Here is a 23101-nt window from a genome sequence, read left to right on the forward strand (position 1 = left end):
ATGCTTAGCTTGCACGACGGTGTTCTTGTACATGCGCTGCTTTTTTATAAAAAAGCGCGGCATGAAACAATGTTGATTGTTGCTCTAGCTCAGCAACATATTCATGTACTACTCGTTGAAAATAGCGGTACGCAATCATGGCAGGAATAGCAATTAACATCCCGACAGCAGTGGTAATTAACGCAGTCGAAATCCCTGGCATCATCATGCTTGCATTACCAGAAGAACCAATATCAACCACCAAAAAAGCCTCGATGATGCCAATAACCGTACCCAACAAGCCAAGTAATGGTGCGATTGCACCTAATGTACCTAAAAAATTGATATTCTTTTCTAGATAACTGATTTCTTGTGAAGCCGTGGCTTCCATTTGCGCACGAGCAAATTGCTCACCTTGGTTTTGATGTGCATAGCCCGCTTTTAGGATACGACCTAAAGGGCTATTTTGAGCGTCATCATGTTCTAAATGTGAAATAACTGATTCTACATCAGCCCCCTGAACAAGGAGTGCTTGAGGTAAAACCTGCGAACGCTTCAACCGGATGAAACGCTCAATGATAATCGCAACCGTAAAAATTGATGAGAAAATAAGGGGCAGCATCAACCAGCCACCCGCTTTCACAAGTTCCCACATATTATTCCCCAATAATATTTAAAATATAAAAGGATGGTTTCTCAATATTATCAGTTTAATTCGGTAAACAAATATTTAGGATTCCATCCAACTCATCCAATGAATGATATTGAATCACTAATTTCCCTTTGCCTTTTTGATTATGGTCTATTTTCACATTTGCCCCAAAACGTTCAGATAACTTTTGAGTCAGTTGTTCAATATCTGGAGAAATTAGCGCCTTTTTCTTTTCAGGTTTTGGCTCATTCCACTCACGAACCAATTGTTCAGTTTGACGTACCGATAAGCCTTTTTCAATAACGATATCTACAACTGCAATTTGATCTTTGGCCTTTAGGGTCAAAATGGCACGTGCGTGCCCCATATCGATTTGACCTTGCTGCATAAAGTCTTTAATTGGGTCAGCCAAACTGAGTAACCTCAATAAATTACTAACTGTCGTCCGTGCTTTACCAACAGTTTCAGCAATCTCCTGATGACTTAAACCAAATTCTTCATGGAAACGCTGTAAAGCTAAAGCCTGATCGATCGGATTTAAATCTTGACGTTGAATATTCTCGATTAACGCCAAAGCAATCGCCACTTGATCATTGAGTTCACGCACAATTGCAGGGATTTCTGTCAATCCCGCCATCTGCGCTGCGCGCCAACGACGCTCACCCGCAATAATTTCGTATGGATACTGCTCATCGTCGACAGGACGAATCACAATTGGTTGCATTACACCATGTTTTTCAATCGAAGAAGCAAGCTCTTTTAACTCTTGCTCCTGAATAAAACGACGCGGCTGATACTCCCCACGTTTCAATAAATTGACATCAATCTGCTTGAGTTGACCATGATCTAAAGCTTGTGCTTCAAGTTGCAATTTCTCTTTCTGAATTGAACCCAGTAGCGCATCTAAACCACGACCTTTAGCCAACCCGCGTTTTTTGATGCTCATACAGCACTTCCTTTTTTCACTTTACTTTTCTTCAATATTTCTGCGGCCAAATTCAAATATGCAACCGCGCCTTTCGAGCTTTTTTCAAAATAGATCACAGGTAAACCGTGTGCAGGTGCTTCAGCCAAACGGATATTTCTTGGTACAACCGTATCATACAGCTTCTTACCAAAATATTGCTCCAACTCAGCCGAGACATCACGTGTCAATGCATTACGAGCATCGTACATGGTACGTAATACCCCAACAATTTCCAAGTTTGGATTAAGGGCTTTTTGTATACGATCAATTGTTTGTGTTAAATCAGCCAACCCTTCCAAAGCATAATACTCACATTGCATTGGTATAATCACACCAGTGACAGCAGCCAAAGCATTGACCGTAATAAGGCTTAAACTTGGCGCACAGTCGACAATAATATAATCATAAGATACGGAAATTTCTTGCAATGCATTTTTAAGAATAAACTCGCGTCCATCTTGCTCTGCAATTGCAAGCTCGACACCTGCAAGCTCACGATTTGCGCCTAAAACCTTATAACCCACCTCGGCTTTTTGAATTGCAGTCTCGATCGGAACTTCACCCAAAAGGACGTCGGTTATTGAATAAAGAAGATCATTTTTTTGAACGCCAGACCCCATCGTGGCATTGCCTTGTGAGTCCATATCAATCAACAAGACGCGTTTCTTTAAGATCGCCAAGGATGCAGCAAGATTTACGGCTGTCGTGGTTTTCCCGACACCACCTTTTTGGTTTGCAATCGCAATAATTTGAGCCATGATTACCCTTAATATTTTTTATTGAATACGTTGAAGTAAAAGTAAATGACGCTGTTCATCCAATCTTGGTACCCGAAGCTCAATCACTTTACACGAATATTTATCTTTCAACTGCTCAACCTCATCCGTTGGAATTAAGCCTTTCATCGCAGCAATGATGCTCTGCTCATGCATATAAGGTTGTGCCGCATCCACAAAGTCAGACAATGATGCAAAAGCTCGACTTGTAATGACATCGAAATGACCAAGCTCATTGATGCTTTCTTCATTTTCAACACGTGTTTGCACTGCAATTACATTTTTTAGCTTCAAATCTGCGATAAATTGTTTCAAGAAACGAATCTTTTTACCATTTGAATCCAACAACACACAATGACGTTCTGGTTGACACAATGCAATGATCATGCCCGGCATGCCACCACCAGTACCCACATCCAACAAACGCCCCTGTGGCAAATCCTTTAAGATACTTAAACTATCCAATAAATGTTTAACCAACATTTCTTTAGGGTCACGAATAGCCGTCAGGTTATATGCCTTATTCCATAGCACTAAAGCATCTTGATATTTCAGTAAGAGTGTTAGGGTTTCTTCGCTTAGGCTTAATCCTAAGGCTTGACTTCCTTGCTTTAATTCTTGAAAAAAAGGATGCATAACGGTGCAACATCTCGATAAATTTGCTGTGCAGTATACCGATTTCTGATACAAGACACAGTAGGACTTGTTGAACGATTATGCAGTTAAACATCTTACAGCATGATAAACTGCACAATCCTCTGTATTTTGCCATTCTTCATACAAATCAAAGATAGACAACGTATTTTATAAAAACTCGCCGTGCTGAATCTGTTGATCAAGTTGCTCTAAACGCTCAGGTGTTCCAACATCCACCCAAACGGCTTGCATTTTCTCAGCCGAAACCTGCTGTTGTTGCATCGCTTGCTTTAACAATGGTGCTAACGGTCGCTTTCCACCCTCTAAACCAGCAAACATTTGTGGAGATAATACCGCCACACCACTATAAGTCAGCGCCTCACCCAATTGTGCCTGCTCAAAAGTATAAGCATGCTCATTTGCTAGAACAAAGTCACCTTTTAGATGTTGTGGTGGGTTTTCAACCAACACCAAATGTGCTTTTTTATCACCCAGCTCAACATTCAACAACGAGGAAAAATCCATCGTCGTCCATACATCACCATTGACCAAGATAAATGGCTGATCACCCAACAACGGCAATGCATTGATGATTCCACCCGCAGTTTCAAGCCCTTCACCTTCATGCGACCATAGAATGTTTACACCAAATTGGCTGCCATCACCTAAATCAGCAACAAGTTTTTCAGCTAACCAAGCCGTATTAATGACGATTTCAGTTATACCAATTTGTTGTAGCTTTTCAATATGCCAAACAATCAATGGTTTCCCACCGACTTCTAACAGAGGTTTTGGCGTATGTAAGGTTAAAGGTCGCATGCGATTGCCCAGACCCGCAGCAAGAATCATCGCTTTCATTATGCCGCAACCTCGTAATTACCATATTTCACAACAAACTTCGGCATCACCACATCACGAATGAACTGCATAAAGTCATTTAATTCATCATAGCCTTGGCTTTCTTCAAGCAAATACCACATCACTCGTGGCAAATCACTTAAATAACCAGATTTTCCGTCGCGCTCAAACAAACGCACAAAAATACCTAGAATTTTGAGATGACGCTGAATCGCCATAAGATCTGCATCACGTTTGAACTGTTCAAAACTACGGCTTTCTCTAGCAGAGCTAGGCAACAAATTATAAAACAGCTCAAACCAGTGATACACACGTTCAGCATTCCATTGCACATAAGCATCACGTGTAATCGAAATGAGATCATAAGTGTCAGCACCAATCACGGCGTCCTGAAAATCAATCACACCCAAATCTTGTTCATTCTCAATTTTCATGAGGTTTCGACTATGAAAGTCACGGTGCACAATCACCTGTGGTTGATTGGTCGCCTCAACAGCCAGAAAGTCAAATGCTTGCTCAATCGTTTCAAGCTGCTGCTCTGTAGGCTGAATATTCAACGAAGGCAACAACCACTCCGTCAATAATCGCATTTCAGTCATCAACTTTTCATACGAATATGCTGGCAAATGGTCTCGGCCATCAATTTGCTGCAATTCGATCAACTGCTTAAAACTCTGCACATAGTATTGATCGACTGTTTCATCATTCAACAATGTAGATAGCACTACATCACCAAAATCTTCTAACAGCAGCAAACCTTGCGCTAAGTCTTTCGCAACGATATGGGGCACACGAACACCATGCTGATCAAAGAACTCATCAATACTCACAAATGGAATACAATCTTCTTTTTCAGGAGGAGCATCCATTAGCATATATGTTTTGTTTTGTAACTTGATTCGCGCATAGCGGCGGAAGCTAGCATCACCCGCTAAAAAGCTGATCTCGAACTGATCAGATTGCAGCGTGGTATGCAGCCAAGTTTGTATCAATTGTTCACGTTGTGTATTCATTTGCAATAAAATCTAAAACTAGCTGAGATTTTGAAAGCTTAAGTGTAGCCACTTATCAACTTTTTCTCTATGATGCGACAATAATTAATTGTGAATTAGCATATTGGTTAATGAGACAATGAAACATCAGTTTAAATATAATCCTTTAGCAACTGCTATTTTGACACTCTTGTGTGGCGGCTCGATTCAATCAAGTCTCGCAGCGGATCAATCTGTGCCGTTTACGTCTCATGCCTCTACGCTTGACAATACACAGCTCAAAGCCCTTGCTCAACAGGAGCAAGAGACTTATGCAGGAGAAAAATTTTTCCAGCAATATTATGTTGACAAGTCTGCGCCAGAAGCACAATTACGCAACAACCAATATTTAAGTTCAGCTTTCTGTCAAGGCACATGGGTCACACCGATCAACCCAGTCACCAAAACTGCTGATCAGAATGCAACAACATCCGTCATTACAGCAGATTATGGACACTACGATCCAAATGGCGACTCTGTTTTGCAAGGTAATGTTGTGATTGATCAAGAAGGTCGTATGATTCGTGCAGATCACGTCATTCTTGATTCCACGCAAACTCATGCCAATGCACAAGGTCGTGTTCAACTTGCACAAGCTGGCTTACTCACCCAAAGTGATCAAATCAACTATAACTTAAAGACTCAGACAGGCGATTTAAACAATAGTTTCTATATCGCTGAACAACAGCATGCGCATGGTCATGCCAACCAAATTCGACGTCAAAATGAAAATCTAGTTGTTTTTACAGATGCAAGCTATACCGCATGTCCACCTGGCCAAAAACCAGCATGGAAAATCCAAGCCAAGCAAATTGAACTTAATCAAGAGAGTGGACGTGGTGTCACACGTGGCACAAAACTCTATGTAAAAGATGTACCTGTACTTGCTGTGCCCTATTTTAACTTCCCTATAGATGACCGACGCACTACTGGTATGCTAAGCCCTAACTTTGGCTATAGTAACGATGGTGGCGCACAACTCGCCGTACCTGTCTACCTCAATCTCGCGCCGAACTACGATCTAACACTTACACCAAGTTTTATGAGTAAACGTGGTGTTAAGTTAGATGCCGAATACCGCTACATGACTGAAAACTTCGGTTCAGGTCAAATTTGGGGTGGTTATATACCAAATGATAAAGAGTACGATAAAGAAAATCGCTCAGATCTACACCTTATTCATAATTGGTTCATCAATAATCAATGGTCAACTCACTTAGAATACAATTACGCATCGGATAAAGATTATTTTTCTGATTTCAATAACAACCCAAATACGAGAACCGATTTAAACTTACGTCGAGCGTGGGAGCTTAATTATCGAAATGGTATTCCAGGCCTTAGCGCTCAACTAAAAGTTGAAGACTTCCAAACCCTTGATAAAGAAATCGAAGATAAAGATAAGCCTTATGCACGACTACCTCAGTTCTTATTGAATTACGTCACTGGCAACCCACAAGGGCTACAGTACGAATTCAATAATGATACCGCTTATTTTAAAAAATCGATCAATGATGGATCTGCTTTAGAGTCCAGCGGAACTCGTATCTATAATCAATTCGCAGTACGTTACAACTATATTACACCTTCATGGTTTTATGTCATCCCAGAAGCCTCTATACGCAGCATCAATACTTTTTATGATCGAGACTCAAAAGAAGGTCGCGGACTTTCTACCTCAGATGACTTAGAGAAATCCGTTGTCGTCCCTCAATTTACGCTTGCGACAGGTTTGACCTTTGAAAAAGATGGTAAATACCTACAAAGTATTTCCCCTCGTGCTTTCTATGCCTATTCACCATATAAAAAGCAAGACGACTATCCAAACTTCGACTCGACTACAGCCTCGATCAGCTATGACCAACTTTTCAATCCTTATCGCTTTTATGGACATGACCGTCTAGAAGATAATAACTTTTTATCTTTAGGTCTAACTTACAGTCTATTGGATATGGAAGGTTTGGAGCGTATTCGTGCTAGTGTCGGTCAAAGTTACTACTTCAACGATCGTCGTGTCAGTTTAAATGAGGAACTTTATCGCTTTGATACACAAAGTCGCACAGGACCAATCGTGAGCTTATCTAGCCAACTGAATCAGAATGTCACTATTAGTGCAAACTCAGCTTGGATGTCAAATGGAGATAACGCACAACGCGATTTCCAAGCCTACTACACGGGTGATAAAGGCAATCTCTACAATGTCGGTTATTTCTACCGAAAAGACATTAAAGATCGCCAAGATGCATACGACCAAGTTGTTGCATCCTTTATACAACCCGTAAAAGATAATTGGCGTATTATGGGTCATGCTCAATATGACCTAGACAATAATCTGATACGAGAATATTTACTTGGCGTAAATTACGAATCATGTTGTTGGGCTGTCTCAGTTTATGGTCGCTCTTACTATAATGATTTGGATGATCCAAACCTTCCAGACGTACATAGAAAGCGCGCTGTAATGGCGGAGTTCACACTTAAAGGTCTAGGTGCTTTAAACAATAAACTTGCTTCTCTTCTTGAGAATAGAGTTTTAGGCTTTAACAAAATCAATCAATCTTGGACACAACGTTAATGAAGATAAAACATTTTCAACATATCTTTAGAGCCACTGTTCTCGCTGCCCTAATTTCTTCATCAATGCAAAGCTTTGCTCAACCTACGGATGAGGTTGTTGCAATTGTGGATAGTAGTGTCATTCTCAGAAGTGATTTAGTGCAAGGAATTGCTGAAACCGAACACCAGTTAAAAGCGCAAAATAAGCCAGTCCCTCCACAACAATACTTACAAATGCAGGTTTTGGATCAACTTATTGTTCGCCAAGCCCAACTGGAACAAGTAAAGCGGTATGGTATTAAAGCCGATGAAAATAGCTTAAATGCTGCAGTATTGAGAGTTGCAAACCAGTCTGGTTCAAGCACACTCTCCGCTTTCCAGCAAAAGCTAGATGCGATTGCACCGGGTACTTATGAAAACTTACGCAATCGTATTGCTGAGGATCTTGCAATTGGCCGTCTGCGCCAACAACAAGTCATGTCTCGTATCAAAATCAGCGATCATGATGTTGAAAACTTTTTAAACTCACCAGAAGGTCAAGCCGCACTTGGTACGCAAGTTCATGTCATCCACATGCGTATTGCTGGTGAAAATACCGCTGAAGTACAAAAAGTTGCTCAAGAAGTAAGAAAATCTCTAACCACGAGTGATGATCCTAAAGCCATCAGCACCAAGTTTTCGACTTCAGCAGTTACCGTTGATGGTGCAGATATGGGCTTCCGCTCTTTATCAGACATTCCAACAGAGCTATCTGCTCGTATTACCCCATTAAAAGTCGGACAAACGACTGAACTGGTTAACGTTCGTGATGGCACACATGTCTTAAAATTGCTTGATCGCAAACAAAATGATCAAAAAGCCCTAGTACCCCAATATCAAACACGCCACATCCTCATTCAATCATCAGAGGTTGTTAGCCTCGATCGTGCCAAACAAATGATTGATAGTCTCTATAATCGAGTCAAGGCTGGTGATGATTTTGCGACCCTCGCTGCAACCTATTCAAATGATCCTGGTTCAGCTCGTGATGGCGGAAGTCTTGGCTGGGTGAGTCCAGGTGTGATGGTACCAGAGTTTGACAAGGTCATGAAAGACATCCCTGTTGGACAAGTAAGTGAACCGTTCCAAAGCCAATTTGGTTGGCATATTTTAGAGGTTATGGACACCCGCCAACAAGATATGACCAAAGAAGCTCAAGAACGTATGGCTCGTCAGATCTTAGGTGAGCGCCAGTTTGAAATGGAAGTAGATAGTTGGTCACGTGAACTTCGTGCCAATGCCTACGTTGAAATCAAAGATGTTAGCTTAGATGCAAAAGCGCAATAAGCATCAGTAACCACCTTCAAGAAAATGCCAGCTTATCGCTGGCATTTTTTATAACTGAAATAAAAAAACAGCGACAATTGCCGCTGTTTTTAATTCATCACAAATCGGTTTTATTTGTAACGATCAACCATTTTCTCTAAAGAAATTGGGCGAATCTTGTCTGCATTACCCGCTGTACCAAATGCTTCGTAACGAGCGACACAAATATCTTTCATTGCTTCAACAGTTTCACCAAAGAATTTACGCGGATCAAACTCACTTGGTTTCTCAGCCATCATACGACGCATTGCACCTGTAGACGCCAAACGTAAATCGGTATCAATATTAATCTTACGCACACCATGCTTGATCGCTTCAACAAGCTGATCTACTGGCACACCATAAGTTTCTTTAATATCGCCACCATATTGGTTGATTACCGCTAACCACTCTTGTGGTACAGAGCTTGAACCATGCATCACAAGATGCGTGTTTGGTAACGCAGTATGGATTTCTTTAATGCGATCAATTGCCAAGATATCGCCTGTAGGTGGACGAGTAAACTTGTACGCACCATGTGAAGTACCTACAGCAATCGCCAAAGCATCTACATTCGTATCTGTAACGAATTGAGTTGCTTCTTCAACAGAGGTTAAAAGCTGAGAATGATCCAGTACACCTTCTGCACCTACACCATCTTCTTCACCAGCCATACCAGTTTCAAGGCTACCCAAGCAACCGATCTCACCTTCAACTGAAACACCACATGCATGTGCCAATGCAACCACGCGACGTGTTACATCAACATTATACTCATACGAAGTTGGCGTTTTACCATCTACACCCAATGAACCATCCATCATCACCGAGCTAAAGCCCAACTGAATCGAACGTTGGCAAATATCAGGACTTGTACCATGATCTTGGTGCATTACCACAGGAATATGTGGCCACTCTTCAATCGCCGCCAAAATAAGATGACGCAAGAAAGGTGCACCTGCGTATTTGCGTGCACCAGCCGAAGCTTGCACGATTACAGGTGAATTTGTCGCATCTGCAGCAAGCATAATTGCGCGCATTTGTTCTAAGTTGTTTACGTTAAACGCTGGTACGCCGTAGTTATGTTCTGCAGCGTGGTCCAAGAGCTGGCGCATCGAGATTAGAGCCATAATATCCTCCCAGGTAATGCGCCATATTCTACATGTTGATCTATTTCAATTCAGCAACTAATCGCAGGATTTCAAAAAAAACTGAATCTTTTGTGTAATTTGCGTATCAAGACACACTTACAAATAAAAAAGACCAAATCAAAAAATGATTTAGTCTTCTATGAATCAAATGTTTGGTTTTAAAACAACCAAGTCACTCTATTTACTTAAATCTAGCAATAGCCTTCCATTCGAGTCAGCGGTAATTTTTTACCAATCGCTTTTTCAATCTCTGGTAAATAAAATGCATCATCTTCTGACAAGAAACTAATACTCACACCCTGTGCACCTGCACGCCCAGTACGACCAATACGATGCACATAATCGTCAGATTGTTCAGGCAGAGTAAAATTAATGACATGTGAAACACCATCCACATGGATACCACGACCCGCAACATCCGTTGCAATCATAATATTATTCTTGCCATTTTTAAATTGATCTAGCATTTTCACACGCTTATCTTGCGCAATTTCACCGGATAACATCCCAACTCGATAACCATCGCGTTTCAAATGATCATACAAACGACGCACTTGATCACGACGGTTTGCAAAGATCATGACCTTATCAATCGGTTCATCACGAAGTATTTCTTGTAAAAGCTTATACTTATCTTGCTTCGCAACCATATAAACTCGTTGCTCCACATCACTATTGGTCTTTTGCCCTGGTTCGATTTCAACCGTTACAGGCTCAAACAACCATTGACGTGCAAGATTTAAGACATCATAACTAAATGTTGCAGAAAATAATAATGTTTGACGTTGCTCTTTAGGCGAGGAAAAACGAACAATTCTTTTTACAGAAGGAATAAAACCCATATCAAGTAAACGGTCAGCCTCATCAATCACTAAAAATTCGATGCGATCCAACCAAACTTCTTTTTGTTCAACAAAATCAATTAAACGCCCCGGTGTTGCGACAATAATATCAACAAAGTTGCGATCCAACATTTTCTTTTGCTTATCGAAATCCACGCCACCCAACAAGGTAACAACATGCAAATCTGAAAATTTTGTAAGTGCCTGTGCATCACTTTCGATTTGCAAAGCCAACTCACGAGTAGGTGCCAAAATTAATGCACGCGGCTCCCCACGAAAGCGCTGGTCTTGAATCGGATTATTTAATAGATCATTGATCACACTCACCAAGAAGGCAGCTGTTTTACCTGTACCTGTTTGTGCTCGACCAATGGCATCATGCCCTGCTAGCGTATATTTCAAAACCTTTTGTTGAATTGGGGTCATCTGAGTAAAACCCAAAGCATCAATCGCTTTTTTCAACTGCGGATGTAAATTTAAGGTTTCAAAACCTGGTGTCATATATGCTCTCGAACCATCAATGACCAAAACAAAGTCGTTATTATAAACAAAAACGCCCCAATATAACATTGGAGCGTTTCATATTGCATTAAAGCAATAAAACAAATTAGTCTAAAGGCTGAACGTTTTCAGCTTGGAAACCTTTTTGTCCTTGAACTACGCTGAATTCAACGCGTTGGCCGTCACGTAAAGAACGGTGACCGTCGCCCATAATTGCGCGGAAATGAACAAATACGTCATCACCACCATTACGCTGAATAAAACCAAAGCCTTTAGTGTCATTAAACCACTTTACTACGCCTTGTTCACGAGCTGTCATAAGTCAATCCTCAGATATTGAAAGATAAGGACCTTCCGGTGTTGCAAACAGCAGAGCCAACAAGGTTTTAAAATTTTTTATAATTTTAAAGCTTGTAATCATTCTGTAAAACTAACAACAATTTCCGGTTACATCCATTTGTTATAGGTTTTAGTACAATCTAATTGTATTAAACATTCCCTAAAACGCACCGAGCTTAACATGGGTTTCTAACAATTAATAGATTTATTTTAAGTTATTTCCCCTGTTTCCATTGATTTCGTACGATTATTTGGTTGCATTTTTAATAAAACTTTTTCTCTAAAAGCCTTTCAAAATTTGTTAAGATCATTTTGAATGAAGTTATTTAAATGATTATGACCTTTACACTTTCTAGCTCAACTGAAGTTATTGATGCTTTAGGACAACCCTGTCCGATGCCACTACTTTTGCTCAAACGCGCCCTAAAAAAAGCAAACGGTAAAATACAATACCTATTAAAGTCTTCTGATCCACATAGTGAAATTGATGTAACACGATATTGCCAAATTCAGCAACTACAATGCCAAGTCCAAAAAGTTTCAGAAAATGAATTCCACTATTTAATTGAATCTCTTTAGGGTTTTTCCAATTTACTTTTTTTGTTAAACTCTTGGTAAAGATAGATTTACATTTATATACTCAAATTTCCTTAATGATGAAGCACATTCGCATTAAGATGAAATTGCTGACTCAATACCATCCTATAAGGAGACTCCATGACTACTGACAGCAGCAATCAATTGATGCCCCTGTCATTGTCTGCGCCTGGCGTAAACCTTGGTGCATATATCAGTACTGTCAATCAAATTCCGATCTTAACGGCCGAGCAAGAAAAAGAACTTGCTGATCGTTATTATTACGACCAAGACCTTGATGCTGCCAAACTATTGGTCATGTCACATTTACGCTTTGTGGTTCACATCGCGCGTAGCTACGCAGGCTACGGCTTACCACAAGGTGATTTAATCCAAGAAGGCAATCTTGGATTAATGAAAGCAGTAAAACGTTTCGATCCAAATATGGGCGTTCGTTTAGTCTCTTTTGCTGTACATTGGATCAAAGCTGAAATTCATGAATATGTGATTCGTAACTGGCGTATCGTCAAAATTGCGACTACCAAGGCTCAACGTAAATTATTTTTTAACTTACGTAGTCTAAAAAAATCAAGCAAAAAGCTGACGCTTGAAGAAGCAAAAGCCATAGCACGTGATTTAAATGTCACAGCAGAACAAGTGATTGAAATGGAAGGTCGTTTAACCGCTTATGATGCTGCATTTGAAGCACAAGGTGATGACGACGATGACACACCTCATACCGCACCAGCGCTTTATTTAGAAGATAGCCGTTACGACCCTGCTCGACTTGTCGAAGAACAAGACTACGAAGAGCAAAGTACTGCTGCTTTACATGAGGCAATGGATCAGCTGGATGACCGATCGCGTAATATTTTACAACGCCGTTGGCTAGATGATGATAAGTCTACCTTGCATGAGCTTGCTGCTGAATATAACGTTTCTGCCGAACGTATTCGCCAGCTAGAAAAAAATGCAATGGAAAAAATCAAAACCGCGATGTCAGCGAGTTAAAATACAACAAAAGGGCTATAAGCCCTTTTGTTGTATTTGGCTATGCTTAACTTTCTGAATATGGTAACTTTACCACTCAAATTTCTAGTTACATTGTAATTATGTGGATAGCGATCTCTGCGCTTAATCTTGCGCTTGCGGTGATGCTCGGTGCCTTTGGTGCACATGGCTTAAAGTCTTTTGCTACGCCTGAACAACTTACTTGGTGGGCCACAGCAACACAATACTTCTTCTATCATGCCATTGGTTTGCTTATCTTGGCTGTATTAAATAAAACCACACCAACCTTTCCAATAAAAATTCCTTTTATTTTGATTCAAATTGGTATCCTCTTTTTCTGCGGTTCGTTGTACATTATGGCGCTTGGCTTACCTAGAATATTAGGTGCAATCACCCCGATTGGTGGTGCATTTATGATTGTGGGTTGGGTGCTACTCGCATGGCAAGCAATCAAGCATGCGAAATAAGGATTTATCATGCAAATCTATCTAAATGGCGAGTTAACTGACACGTCTTGCGAAAACCTACAGCAACTGATTCAAGACTTAGCCCTAGAAGGCAAACGCTTCGCTGTAGAAAAGAATCAACAGATCATTCCGAAAAGTAAACTGGAGCAAACAACAATTGCTCCTGAAGATCGTATTGAAATTATTCAAGCTGTTGGTGGCGGCTAATTGGCTAAAAATGGAGTAATAAGCCCATGCAAGATTCCCCTTTAATTATTGGTTCACGTACTTTTCAATCACGTTTATTGGTCGGAACTGGTAAATATAAAGATTTATATGAAACTGATTTAGCCATCCAAGCCAGTGGTGCTGAGATTGTCACAGTGGCGATTCGTCGTGTAAACATTGGACAGCACCCAGATCAACCCAACTTACTTTCAGTGATTCCACCTGAGAAATACACGATCTTGCCAAATACCGCAGGCTGTTTCGATGCTGATAGCGCGATTCGTACATGTATGCTGGCACGCGAACTACTTGATGGTCATAACTTGGTCAAGCTCGAAGTGCTTGGTGATGAGAAAACCTTATATCCAAATGTGACAGCGACGCTTAAAGCAGCTCAAACATTGATTGATGATGGTTTTGAAATCATGGTCTACACATCTGATGATCCAATTGTCGCTCAAGAACTTGAAAGCATGGGCTGTGTCGCGATTATGCCTTTGGGTAGCTTGATTGGTTCTGGTTTAGGGATTCTCAATCCGCATACGATTTCAATCATCAAAGAAAATGCCAAAGTTCCTGTGTTAGTTGATGCAGGTGTAGGTACGGCTAGTGATGCTGCGATTGCGATGGAACTGGGCTGCGATGGTGTATTGATGAACACGGCGATTGCGGCTGCTCAAAATCCGGTTTTGATGGCTTCAGCAATGAAGAAAGCAGTTGAAGCAGGTCGTGAGGCATTTTTAGCAGGCCGTATGCCGCGTAAACGCATGGCAAATGCAAGCTCACCTGAGACTGGGTATTTCTTTAAATAAGCTATGCGTTAAGGGGCAAATGAACTGCCCCTTCCCCAAATACGATTACATTGCTTCTTTAATATGAATATTCATACAGCTATTTGGATGATCTTTTAAACAGTTTAAGTTAAGCCGTAACGTATAAAAGCCAAAATATCGCTCAGCACTTATCAAATCTTTTCTTATTTTCGAATATGGATATCACAGATTACATATTCTAAGGGCATCAAATGAAGTTTAATATAAAAAAAATTCTAACCTTTTTGACTTTAGCTATCTCCTTAGCATTTTTTTCAAATTATATGACAAATAGAGATTACAAGAAAAATGAGAAAAATATTGCCCAAATATTTCAACAAGATACAGAATTACATGAAAAATATGGAACGATAGAAAATTATAAATTAAGAAAATCTGGCTGGTATTCTGGAGATAGTCAAGAACATACACCATATTATTACTATCATTTCTATATAAAAGGAAATCTGAAAGATGGTGTGATTGAATTAAAAACCTATGAAAACCAAGAAAAATATGCAATAAAATATATTCAATAAAATCTCATATTACATATATCATTATTAAATAGAGATCTAATTTCCAACAACCTCTCTCAAATTATTTTTAGCGCTGTGCTCGAAACACTTCTGAAAATATTCCGTTTGATAAAGTGGTTCTGTCTGATAAAAATGTGCTAGCACTTCTTTTCTTTTAATAGAATATACATCAGGATCAACCCAAGAATATTCCTGCTGAATCTGCTGTTCATATTCCACAAAACGTTCTGGTGAAGCCGCTAGAATCGCTAAATCAATATCTAATAAAAACTGTAAGTCCAGTTCTTCAGTCGGCTCATGCTTTTGCGTGGCAACAATCCAACGCTCTATTTTTTGAACAGTCTCAGTTGGTAGGTCTTGAGCCAAATACTGCTCAAATAGCACAGCACTTTTCAGCTCATTAGCTTTGGCTTGAGGATCATAAACCGCATCATGAAACCAAAGTGCCAATGCAACAGCATGATCATCATTTAAATCAGATCGAGTAGCTTCGAGTAAAACCAAGCACTCATACAAATGCTGAATCGTATGATAAGCCCTTTGCTTTTCGCTATAAGCAGCAATCAGTTTATTAAAAGTTCTCTGAGGTTCAGAAAACTGATAATGCCGATGCAACTCATACCATGATTTTTCTAATGTAGATAAATAGTGCTGCATAATCAGTCATCTCTACATTGCTTGATTCAGCCATTTTGCCAATGATTCAGCATCTTTACGCTCTAAAAAAAGCTGATACAAGGTACAGGAACCAAACTCATGCTTCAGTTCCTGTTGGCGCATAGGGTGATTACCAAATCGAAACCGTCGAGTACCATCTCGGTCTAAAGGCAATGCATACACTCCATAACTTCGAGGTTCTGTCAAATGTCCTTTAACTTTAACTTGATCAGACGATATTGCGTGTTTTAATAAATATTCTTTGCTTAACATCCCACCCTGCCCAAGGCAAATCTAAGCTGCGTGCTGTTCATCTCGCTTAAAGACCAACTCTTTATCCGATGAACTTTCAGCATCAAAGTAATACCCTTCACTATCAAATGCTTTTAATTGTTCTACTTGGCTTAATTTATTTTCAATCAAGTATCTTGCCATCAGACCACGCGCTTTTTTCGCATAGAAACTAATGACTTTATATTTCCCGTTCTTCTGATCCAAGAATACAGGCTTAATAATTTCTGCCTGAATTTTCTTTTCATTCGCAGATTTATAATATTCGTCAGAAGCTAAATTTACCAACACTTTTGCATCGATATTTGCTAAATCTTGATTAATTTGATCACTGATAATATCGCCCCAAAACTCATATAAGTTATGTCCACGCGTATTTTTTAACTTTGTTCCCATTTCCAAGCGGTATGGCATCATCAGATCTAAAGGACGTAACAAACCATAAAGCCCCGACAACATCCGTAAATGCTGCTGCGCAAAATCAATATCTTGTTCATCTAAATGATATGCATCTAAACCTGTATAAACATCACCTTTGAATGCAAATATCGCTTGGCGTGCATTAGAGAAATCAAAATCTACATTCCAGTCACGAAAACGTTCTGCATTTAAAGTGGCAATTTTTTCACTGACAGTCATCAAAGATGCGATCTCAGTCGCTGAAAGTTTGCGACAAACCTCGATCAACTGTTGTGATTGTTCCAATAAACGCGGCTGCGTGTGTGTATCTGTTGGTAAAGCTGTTGTGTAATCAAGTGTTTTAGCAGGAGAAATTAGAGCAAGCATATTCAATCAATATCAATTTATCTTGGCTAAACTATAACAGTTGAGAATTTTTAATGCCAATTCGTGTTTTCATTCTTCATTATCGGTAAAATAGTGGATTCTTCCATAATTCATTACGTATTTTATGTCTGAGCAACTATTCATCCAAGGTCCTGTTGGTCAAATCGAAATGTTTGTTGATCAACCCAAAGGTGAAATCACAGGTTTTGCAGTCGTCTGTCACCCCCATCCACTACAAGGGGGCACCCCCAATCACAAAGTGCCTGTTTTATTAGCGCAAATTTTTAATGAAATGGGCTGCATCGTGTATCGTCCAAGTTTTCGCGGTCTAGGTGGTAGCGAAGGCACGCATGATCAAGGTCATGGTGAAACTGATGATATGTTGGCAGTGATTGAATATGCACGCGATAAACATGCAGGCTTAACGTTCCATGCGGGTGGCTTTAGTTTTGGCTCACATGTCTTAGCCAAATGCCAAGCGCAGCTCAGTGAAGAGCTACGCCCGAAACAATTAGTTTTGTGTGGCTTACCAACTGGCTCAGTGGTTGATTTACGTCACTACAAAACCCCTGAAATTAATGGCGATATTTTATTTGTACATGGTGAACAAGATGATATCACCCTACTCTCAGATATGGTTGCGTGGGCAAAACCACAAAAACATCCAATTACCATCATGCCTGGTGCAAATCATTTCTTTACAGGTTATTTAAAGCAATTACGTCAAGTGATCACTCGCTTTTTAAAAGTGTAGACTTAACAACAAATTATTAAGAAAAATATACTTCTTTTGAATCCCATGTCTGTTATATCAGTACAGATGAATAGGCATTAGGGTTCTTTGATGAAATTAAATAAAAAACAGGGACTATTTTTAAAACACACAATTGAGTATTGGCAACAACAAGGAACGATTACACCTGACGTTGCCAATGATCTTAAAAGTAGTTTTTCCGTTCGACCTTTTGATTGGGAACGACTAGCAAAATATTCATTTTGGATTTCGATGATTTGCACAGTGATTGCAGTTGCTGCAATCACCCTAGATGAATGGTTAATGAAAATACTTGAACAATTATTTTTAAGTTCAAATGTTATCCCATGTCTTATCTTTGCTGCTGCGGCCGCTGCTTTTTATATATTTGCCTATCGTCGTAGGAAAACCAAACCCTTACATCACTTTAGGAATGAAGCGATTATTTTTGCGGGTGTACTTTCTACTGCCGTTTCGGTGGCGTATTTTGGACAAGCGATTGATACTGGTAGCGGGCATTTCTCGTTGCTATTTTTAGTTTCAACAATCATTTACGCTGCACTGGCTTTCTGGTTTCCTTCCAAATTGATTTGGATCTTTTCTCTGCTTTCGCTCGGCTCTTGGTTTGGGACTGAAACAGGCTATATGTCTGGCTGGGGTGCGTACTATTTAGGTATGAACTTTCCTTTGCGCTTTGTGTTATTCGGCGGTGTGCTGATTGGGCTCAGTCTATTGTTTAAACGTCACGCGCGTTTTTCTGACTTTGCGCATTCAACCTATGTCATGGGTCTGCTTTATCTATTTATCGCGCTATGGATTCTTTCAATCTTTGGCAATTATGGTGACCTGAATAGCTGGTACAACGTTAAACAATACGAGCTACTTCATTGGGGCATCTTATTTGCATTCATTGCCATCATTGCTATTGTATATGGCTTAAAACACGATGATGCCACTTCACGCGGTTTTGGTATTACCTTTTTATTTCTAAACTTATATACCAAATATTTTGAGTTCTTTTGGGTTGGTATGCATAAAGCAATCTTCTTTATCATACTGGCGGCTTCATTTTGGTGGATTGGTCGACATGCGGAAAACTTTGGAACTTAGAGTTTTTATCTAGCCAATCGCAGCGTAAGAAACAACAACCTGATCAAGCTGAATAACTACTGAAAATCACTCCAACTCAAGCCAAACCGAGCCAAATACTTTTTGACTCGGTCACTATCATTGGTGGTATTTCTTTGCTGGCGGGAAGCAGCAAAAAGCTGCCGCCCAGCATCCGCCATTGATTTTGCACTTTCACAAACCTCAAGCACACCACGTAGCTGAATCCGGTCAAACTCGTCAATTTCCATTAATTGCATTTGATCTAAATATTTCAGCAAAATATCTTGATCATTTTCATCATGTGAATGTGTCTGAATAGACCACAACTGTTTTAAACGAAGAATCTCTTTTTCCACTGTTTCAGAGCGAATCAACTCTCCATCCGATAATGTCGCTAAACGCGTCACACTTGCGGTTAAATCTCTGAAATTTCCCTGCCATGATGCTTCTTTAGACTTGGCAAATTTCAAATACTCATCAAGAGCATCTCGTTGAAAACGAAGTTGACGTTGATGATTAGCAGCAAAACGTTGTAGCTCGAACTCAATATTCGGCGCGATATCTTCAACACGATCTTTCAGATTTGGCAAAAAGAAAGTCCATGTATTGAGTCGCGCCCATAAGTCCTCGCGAAAACGCCCTGCTTGCACCTCGGTTCTCAAATCTCGATTTGTCCCCGCAATCAGTTGAAAATCTGCCTGAACTTCCTTATCACTACCTACTGGAAAAAAGGATTTATCTTCGAGCGCTTTAAGCAACATGGCTTGCTCATCTAATCCAAGCTCGCCAATTTCATCTAAAAATAAAATGCCCTGATCTGCACTTTTTAACAAACCTATCCGAGAAGCTGCTGCGCCTGTAAAGGCTCCTTTGATATGCCCAAACAAACTCGACATGGCACTGTCACCACGTAAAGTGGCGCAGTTCACATCAATAAACCGCCCACTCAAATGAAACTTGTCTTTCTTTAGTTGAAATATCTGTTTAGCCAAATGAGATTTTCCAACACCTGTTGCACCCATAATCAAAATCGGCGCACTAGACCGTGTTGCGACCAATTCAACTTCACTAATCAGCTGATTAAAACCAAGATTATAGGTTGAAATATTGGCTTTGAGCTGTTGCCAGTTTTCCTGTTGCTCATCTTCAAAACGCTGCTTTAAGACATCATATCGAGATAAGTCCAGATCAATGATGCGATATTCACCCTCCGGTGTTTTCTGTTGGTTTGGCGCACTTTGGATCAGCTTGGCTGGTAAATAGTTCGCATCGACCAAAAGATACCAACAAATTTGGCCAACGTGCGTTCCAGTCGTGATGTGCAAAAGATAGTTATTTTTTTCGGTATCAAATGAATATGTTTTTACAAAATCATAAAGTGCACCGTATACCTCGGCAAAATCCCAAGGATCACGAATACTCACTCGATAACCTGATATTGTTGTAGATGGAGATACATCCTTTGCATCTTCAGCAATAAACTTCACCAAATTATGATGTTGGCGATTATGCAATAAGACCAGCTCATCTACAATTAGATCTTCATGCATCAATAGACTTAAGGTGGGACGCCAACGTTGCCAGCGATCAGGACGTTTTCCTTGATCTAAAGTTGAACCCACAAAGCCTATTACGACTGTTTTTTTCACATCCGTCATGATTTCTATAAAATTTTATAAATGTCTATAATATACAATACGCATTTAAGTGAAAAATTCCAACAATATGCTTCATTTTACTTTTTTAGGTACATCTTCAGGTGTACCCACACTCACTCGTAATGTTTCGGGTTTAGCGATACGAAACAGTAAAAACAAAGATTGGATTTTGGTCGATGCTGGTGAAGGCACACAACACCGTATTCAACAAGCCAAACTTTCTTTACAAAATCTGATTGCGGTCTGTATTACCCATGTACATGGCGATCATTGTTATGGGTTGGTCGGCTTATTGGCAAGTGCTGGCATGAATGCACGTACTGCTCCCATAACGATTATCGCCCCCAAAGAAATTCAAAAATGGTTTGAAGTAACTGCACAACTCACCGATCTACATCTGCCTTATCAACTCAATTTCATTGATGTGAATGAGGCAACTCAAATACAGCCATTGACGGATGAACTTTCAATTCAAGCCCACCCACTTAGTCATCGAGTACCAAGCTTTGCATTTAGTATTATCACGCAACACACCCAAAATAAATTAGACACACAGGCTTTAATTCAACTTGGTGTACCTAAAGGTAAAGCTTGGGGCGATTTACAACAAGGCAAAGATATCCAGTTCAATGATCAAATCTTGAAAGCGAGTGATTTTATTCAAACCCATATACAGCGCGTTCACGCGATAGTTGGTGGTGACAATGATCGTCCTGAGTTATTAGCTCAGCCATGTCAAGATGCTCAACTGTTGATTCATGAAAGCACCTACACTCAAGCAGTTCTGGATAAAGTTGGGCAAGGTCCGATGCATAGTTCAGCAAAAATGGTGGCTGAATTTGCTCAGCAGCAAGGATTAGGCAATATCATTCTCACTCACTTTAGTCCGCGACATCAAGACAGTGCTGGGCAGCAAGCCATCGCCGAGGAAGTCTGAGCGTTTTACAAAGGTAATTTTTATTTAGCTCATGATTTTGATCAATTTAGCTTAGATGAAAATGGTCAACTCTTAAAAATTGATAAAACCTAATACACCTCCTGTTATGCGATCTATCTGTAAAATTCAAGAATAGATCGCATATCCTTTAAGATATATTTATATCTATATAAATATATTTTTTATATAAAAAATATACCCCAATATTTCAATCCAGAGTAGAATAAATTTTATTTTATATTATTATCAATAACATATAATAATTTTGATTTGCTTTTTAAAACATTGGCACAGTCGCTGCAATAGTATAAGCACACAACATCATTGGGATCTTGTGAATAACACCTGCCTGCAAACGCTTGGCAGGCAGGCTTTGAAAGGAAATATGAAAATGTCTGTCATTGAACAAGTCAATCAACAAGCTCAATTTGAACAAGAACAGCAACAACGTGCTTATCAAGTTCTACATAGTGAAAAAAGCATGCCTGTGAAAATGTGGACCAAAGGTGTTCTTGTTGATGACAACTCAAAACAACAATTACTACAAACTGCCCAAATGCCATTTATTTATAAATGGATGGCGGTAATGCCAGACGTGCACTTTGGTTTAGGGGCAACCATTGGAAGTGTGATTCCAACCAAAGGCGCGATTATTCCTGCGGCTGTTGGCGTCGATATCGGTTGTGGAATGATGGCAACTCGTACGAACTTAACCGCTTCTGATTTACCAGATAACTTACACGGATTACGTACTGAACTTGAACGTTTAATTCCACATGGAATGACTAAAGGTCGAGGACGAGATCGCGGGTCTTGGGAAAATCCACCTGAAATGGTGGATCAGGCTTGGGCAGACCTAGTGGCTGATTTTGAGTTGATTTGTGCAAAGCACCCTCGTCTTAAAAACACCAACAATCGCAAGCAATTGGGAACTTTAGGAACAGGAAATCACTTCGTTGAAGTCTGTTTAGATGAACATGATCACGTTTGGATTATGTTGCACTCAGGTTCTCGCGGTGTAGGTAATGCCATCGGAAATCATTTTATCGAGCTTGCACGAAAAGATATGCAAAAGCATTTCATTAATTTGCCGAATAAAGACTTGGCTTATTTAGTCGAAGGAACTGAGCATTTCGATGATTATTGGTTTGCTGTGGGTTGGGCGCAGCGCTTTGCCATGAAAAACCGTGAAATCATGATGCAGTCAGCGATTAAAGCTTTGGCAACGATTATCCCAAAACCGTTCCAAGCACGATTGGAAGCCGTGAATTGCCACCATAACTACGTGGAAAAGGAAGAACACTACGGCGAAGAAGTGATGGTGACACGTAAAGGTGCTGTAAGTGCAAAACTTGGACAATATGGAATTATTCCTGGTTCAATGGGTGCTAAATCTTTCATCGTTCGCGGGCTTGGAAATCAAGAGTCGTTCTGCTCATGTTCGCATGGTGCAGGTCGAGTGATGAGTCGTGCTGAAGCAAAACGTCGCTTTACCGTAGAAGATCAGATCGCACAGACTGAAGGTGTGGAATGCCGTAAAGATGCTGCTGTGATTGATGAAATTCCATCGGCTTATAAACCAATTGAAGATGTGATGAATGCACAAAAGGATTTGGTTGAAGTGGTTTATACATTAAGACAAGTGGTATGTGTTAAGGGGTGAT

Annotated in this window: 23 protein-coding genes and 2 pseudogenes; 12 read left to right on the plus strand and 13 right to left on the minus strand. The window is 40.0% G+C overall.

What is annotated here, in order from left to right; translation table 11 throughout:
• Positions 1-4 precede the first annotated feature (4 nt).
• The 6 genes from F991_RS11135 to F991_RS11160 all read right to left on the minus strand — a co-directional run bounded on the left by F991_RS11135 (position 5) and on the right by F991_RS11160 (position 4881).
• Complete coding sequence (locus F991_RS11135) at positions 5-634, minus strand: MotA/TolQ/ExbB proton channel family protein (RefSeq protein WP_004671406.1); 630 nt, start codon at positions 632-634, stop codon at positions 5-7.
• Between the two features lie 55 nt (positions 635-689).
• Positions 690-1577 (minus strand): ParB/RepB/Spo0J family partition protein, encoded by an 888-nt coding sequence (locus tag F991_RS11140; RefSeq protein WP_004671409.1) that lies wholly within the window; start codon positions 1575-1577, stop codon positions 690-692.
• Positions 1574-2356, minus strand: a complete 783-nt coding sequence (locus F991_RS11145) for a ParA family protein (RefSeq protein WP_004671410.1) — start codon at positions 2354-2356, stop codon at positions 1574-1576. Before F991_RS11145 ends, F991_RS11140 begins: the two co-directional genes overlap by 4 nt.
• Positions 2357-2374: 18 nt before the next feature.
• Positions 2375-3010 (minus strand): 16S rRNA (guanine(527)-N(7))-methyltransferase RsmG, encoded by a 636-nt coding sequence (rsmG, locus tag F991_RS11150; protein WP_004671412.1) that lies wholly within the window; start codon positions 3008-3010, stop codon positions 2375-2377.
• 168 nt (positions 3011-3178) lie between these two features.
• Positions 3179-3868, minus strand: coding sequence for an N-acetylmuramate alpha-1-phosphate uridylyltransferase MurU (gene murU / locus F991_RS11155; protein ID WP_004671414.1), 690 nt, complete (start codon positions 3866-3868; stop codon positions 3179-3181).
• Positions 3868-4881 carry an aminoglycoside phosphotransferase family protein gene (locus F991_RS11160; RefSeq protein ID WP_004671415.1) on the minus strand — a complete coding sequence of 338 codons (1014 nt, stop codon included), beginning with the start codon at positions 4879-4881 and terminating at the stop codon, positions 3868-3870. The genes murU and F991_RS11160 overlap by 1 nt, the downstream gene beginning before the upstream one ends.
• A 118-nt stretch (positions 4882-4999) precedes the next feature.
• Here F991_RS11160 and F991_RS11165 point away from each other — a divergent pair, with 118 nt between their 5' ends.
• Both F991_RS11165 and F991_RS11170 read left to right on the plus strand, forming a co-directional pair.
• Positions 5000-7474 carry an LPS-assembly protein LptD gene (locus F991_RS11165; protein ID WP_004671416.1) on the plus strand — a complete coding sequence of 825 codons (2475 nt, stop codon included), beginning with the start codon at positions 5000-5002 and terminating at the stop codon, positions 7472-7474.
• Positions 7474-8781, plus strand: coding sequence for a peptidylprolyl isomerase (locus F991_RS11170; RefSeq protein WP_004671417.1), 1308 nt, complete (start codon positions 7474-7476; stop codon positions 8779-8781). The genes F991_RS11165 and F991_RS11170 overlap by 1 nt, the downstream gene beginning before the upstream one ends.
• A gap of 110 nt (positions 8782-8891) precedes the next feature.
• On the opposite strand, the gene fba is transcribed toward F991_RS11170, so the two are convergent.
• From fba to F991_RS11185, 3 genes are all read right to left on the minus strand, one after another.
• Positions 8892-9929, minus strand: a complete 1038-nt coding sequence (gene fba, locus F991_RS11175) for a class II fructose-bisphosphate aldolase (protein ID WP_004671418.1) — start codon at positions 9927-9929, stop codon at positions 8892-8894.
• A 212-nt stretch (positions 9930-10141) separates the two neighbouring features.
• Positions 10142-11293, minus strand: coding sequence for an ATP-dependent RNA helicase RhlB (rhlB, locus tag F991_RS11180; RefSeq protein WP_034595640.1), 1152 nt, complete (start codon positions 11291-11293; stop codon positions 10142-10144).
• 106 nt (positions 11294-11399) lie between these two features.
• Positions 11400-11612 (minus strand): cold-shock protein, encoded by a 213-nt coding sequence (locus F991_RS11185; protein WP_004653893.1) that lies wholly within the window; start codon positions 11610-11612, stop codon positions 11400-11402.
• A gap of 356 nt (positions 11613-11968) precedes the next feature.
• Here F991_RS11185 and F991_RS11190 point away from each other — a divergent pair, with 356 nt between their 5' ends.
• The 6 genes from F991_RS11190 to F991_RS11215 all read left to right on the plus strand — a co-directional run bounded on the left by F991_RS11190 (position 11969) and on the right by F991_RS11215 (position 15244).
• Complete coding sequence (locus F991_RS11190) at positions 11969-12211, plus strand: sulfurtransferase TusA family protein (protein ID WP_034595159.1); 243 nt, start codon at positions 11969-11971, stop codon at positions 12209-12211.
• A gap of 138 nt (positions 12212-12349) precedes the next feature.
• Positions 12350-13219, plus strand: coding sequence for an RNA polymerase sigma factor RpoH (gene rpoH / locus F991_RS11195; RefSeq protein ID WP_004671421.1), 870 nt, complete (start codon positions 12350-12352; stop codon positions 13217-13219).
• A gap of 101 nt (positions 13220-13320) precedes the next feature.
• The gene (locus F991_RS11200) at positions 13321-13686 is read left to right on the plus strand and encodes a DUF423 domain-containing protein (RefSeq protein WP_004671423.1); all 366 of its coding nucleotides are present in this window, start codon (positions 13321-13323) and stop codon (positions 13684-13686) included.
• A gap of 9 nt (positions 13687-13695) precedes the next feature.
• Positions 13696-13893: a sulfur carrier protein ThiS gene (gene thiS, locus F991_RS11205; protein WP_004671424.1), complete on the plus strand. Its 198-nt coding sequence runs from the start codon at positions 13696-13698 to the stop codon at positions 13891-13893.
• Positions 13894-13919: 26 nt separating this feature from the next.
• On the plus strand, positions 13920-14705 hold the full coding sequence (locus F991_RS11210) for a thiazole synthase (protein WP_004671425.1): 786 nt from the start codon (positions 13920-13922) through the stop codon (positions 14703-14705).
• A gap of 212 nt (positions 14706-14917) precedes the next feature.
• Positions 14918-15244 (plus strand): hypothetical protein, encoded by a 327-nt coding sequence (locus tag F991_RS11215; RefSeq protein WP_004671426.1) that lies wholly within the window; start codon positions 14918-14920, stop codon positions 15242-15244.
• Positions 15245-15280: 36 nt separating this feature from the next.
• Here F991_RS11215 and F991_RS11220 read toward each other — a convergent pair whose 3' ends face one another.
• Genes F991_RS11220 through yaaA form a run of 3 tightly spaced genes read right to left on the minus strand, consistent with a single transcriptional unit; the run spans position 15281 to position 16978 of the window.
• Positions 15281-15901 (minus strand): HD domain-containing protein, encoded by a 621-nt coding sequence (locus F991_RS11220; protein WP_004671427.1) that lies wholly within the window; start codon positions 15899-15901, stop codon positions 15281-15283.
• A 12-nt stretch (positions 15902-15913) separates the two neighbouring features.
• Positions 15914-16174, minus strand: a complete 261-nt coding sequence (locus F991_RS11225) for a hypothetical protein (protein WP_004671428.1) — start codon at positions 16172-16174, stop codon at positions 15914-15916.
• Between the two features lie 21 nt (positions 16175-16195).
• Positions 16196-16978 (minus strand): peroxide stress protein YaaA, encoded by a 783-nt coding sequence (gene yaaA / locus F991_RS11230; protein WP_004671429.1) that lies wholly within the window; start codon positions 16976-16978, stop codon positions 16196-16198.
• Between the two features lie 124 nt (positions 16979-17102).
• On the opposite strand from yaaA, the gene F991_RS11235 reads away from it, so the two are divergent.
• The gene (locus tag F991_RS11235) at positions 17103-17732 is read left to right on the plus strand and encodes an alpha/beta hydrolase (protein ID WP_004671431.1); all 630 of its coding nucleotides are present in this window, start codon (positions 17103-17105) and stop codon (positions 17730-17732) included.
• Positions 17733-17822: 90 nt separating this feature from the next.
• Positions 17823-18898, plus strand: a pseudogene (locus F991_RS11240) (DUF2157 domain-containing protein).
• On the opposite strand, the gene rtcR reads toward F991_RS11240, so the two are convergent.
• Entirely contained in the window at positions 18899-20500 is a 1602-nt protein-coding gene (gene rtcR, locus F991_RS11245; RefSeq protein ID WP_004671435.1) for an RNA repair transcriptional activator RtcR, read from the minus strand. It lies immediately after the preceding pseudogene.
• 67 nt (positions 20501-20567) lie between these two features.
• Between rtcR and F991_RS11250 the strand changes: the two are divergent.
• A pseudogene (locus F991_RS11250) lies at positions 20568-21530 on the plus strand (ribonuclease Z).
• 298 nt (positions 21531-21828) lie between these two features.
• Complete coding sequence (locus F991_RS11255) at positions 21829-23100, plus strand: RtcB family protein (RefSeq protein ID WP_004671439.1); 1272 nt, start codon at positions 21829-21831, stop codon at positions 23098-23100.
• Position 23101: the final 1 nt, after the last annotated feature.

The organism is Acinetobacter sp. CIP-A165 (genome assembly GCF_000367985.1).
Taxonomy (GTDB): domain Bacteria; phylum Pseudomonadota; class Gammaproteobacteria; order Pseudomonadales; family Moraxellaceae; genus Acinetobacter.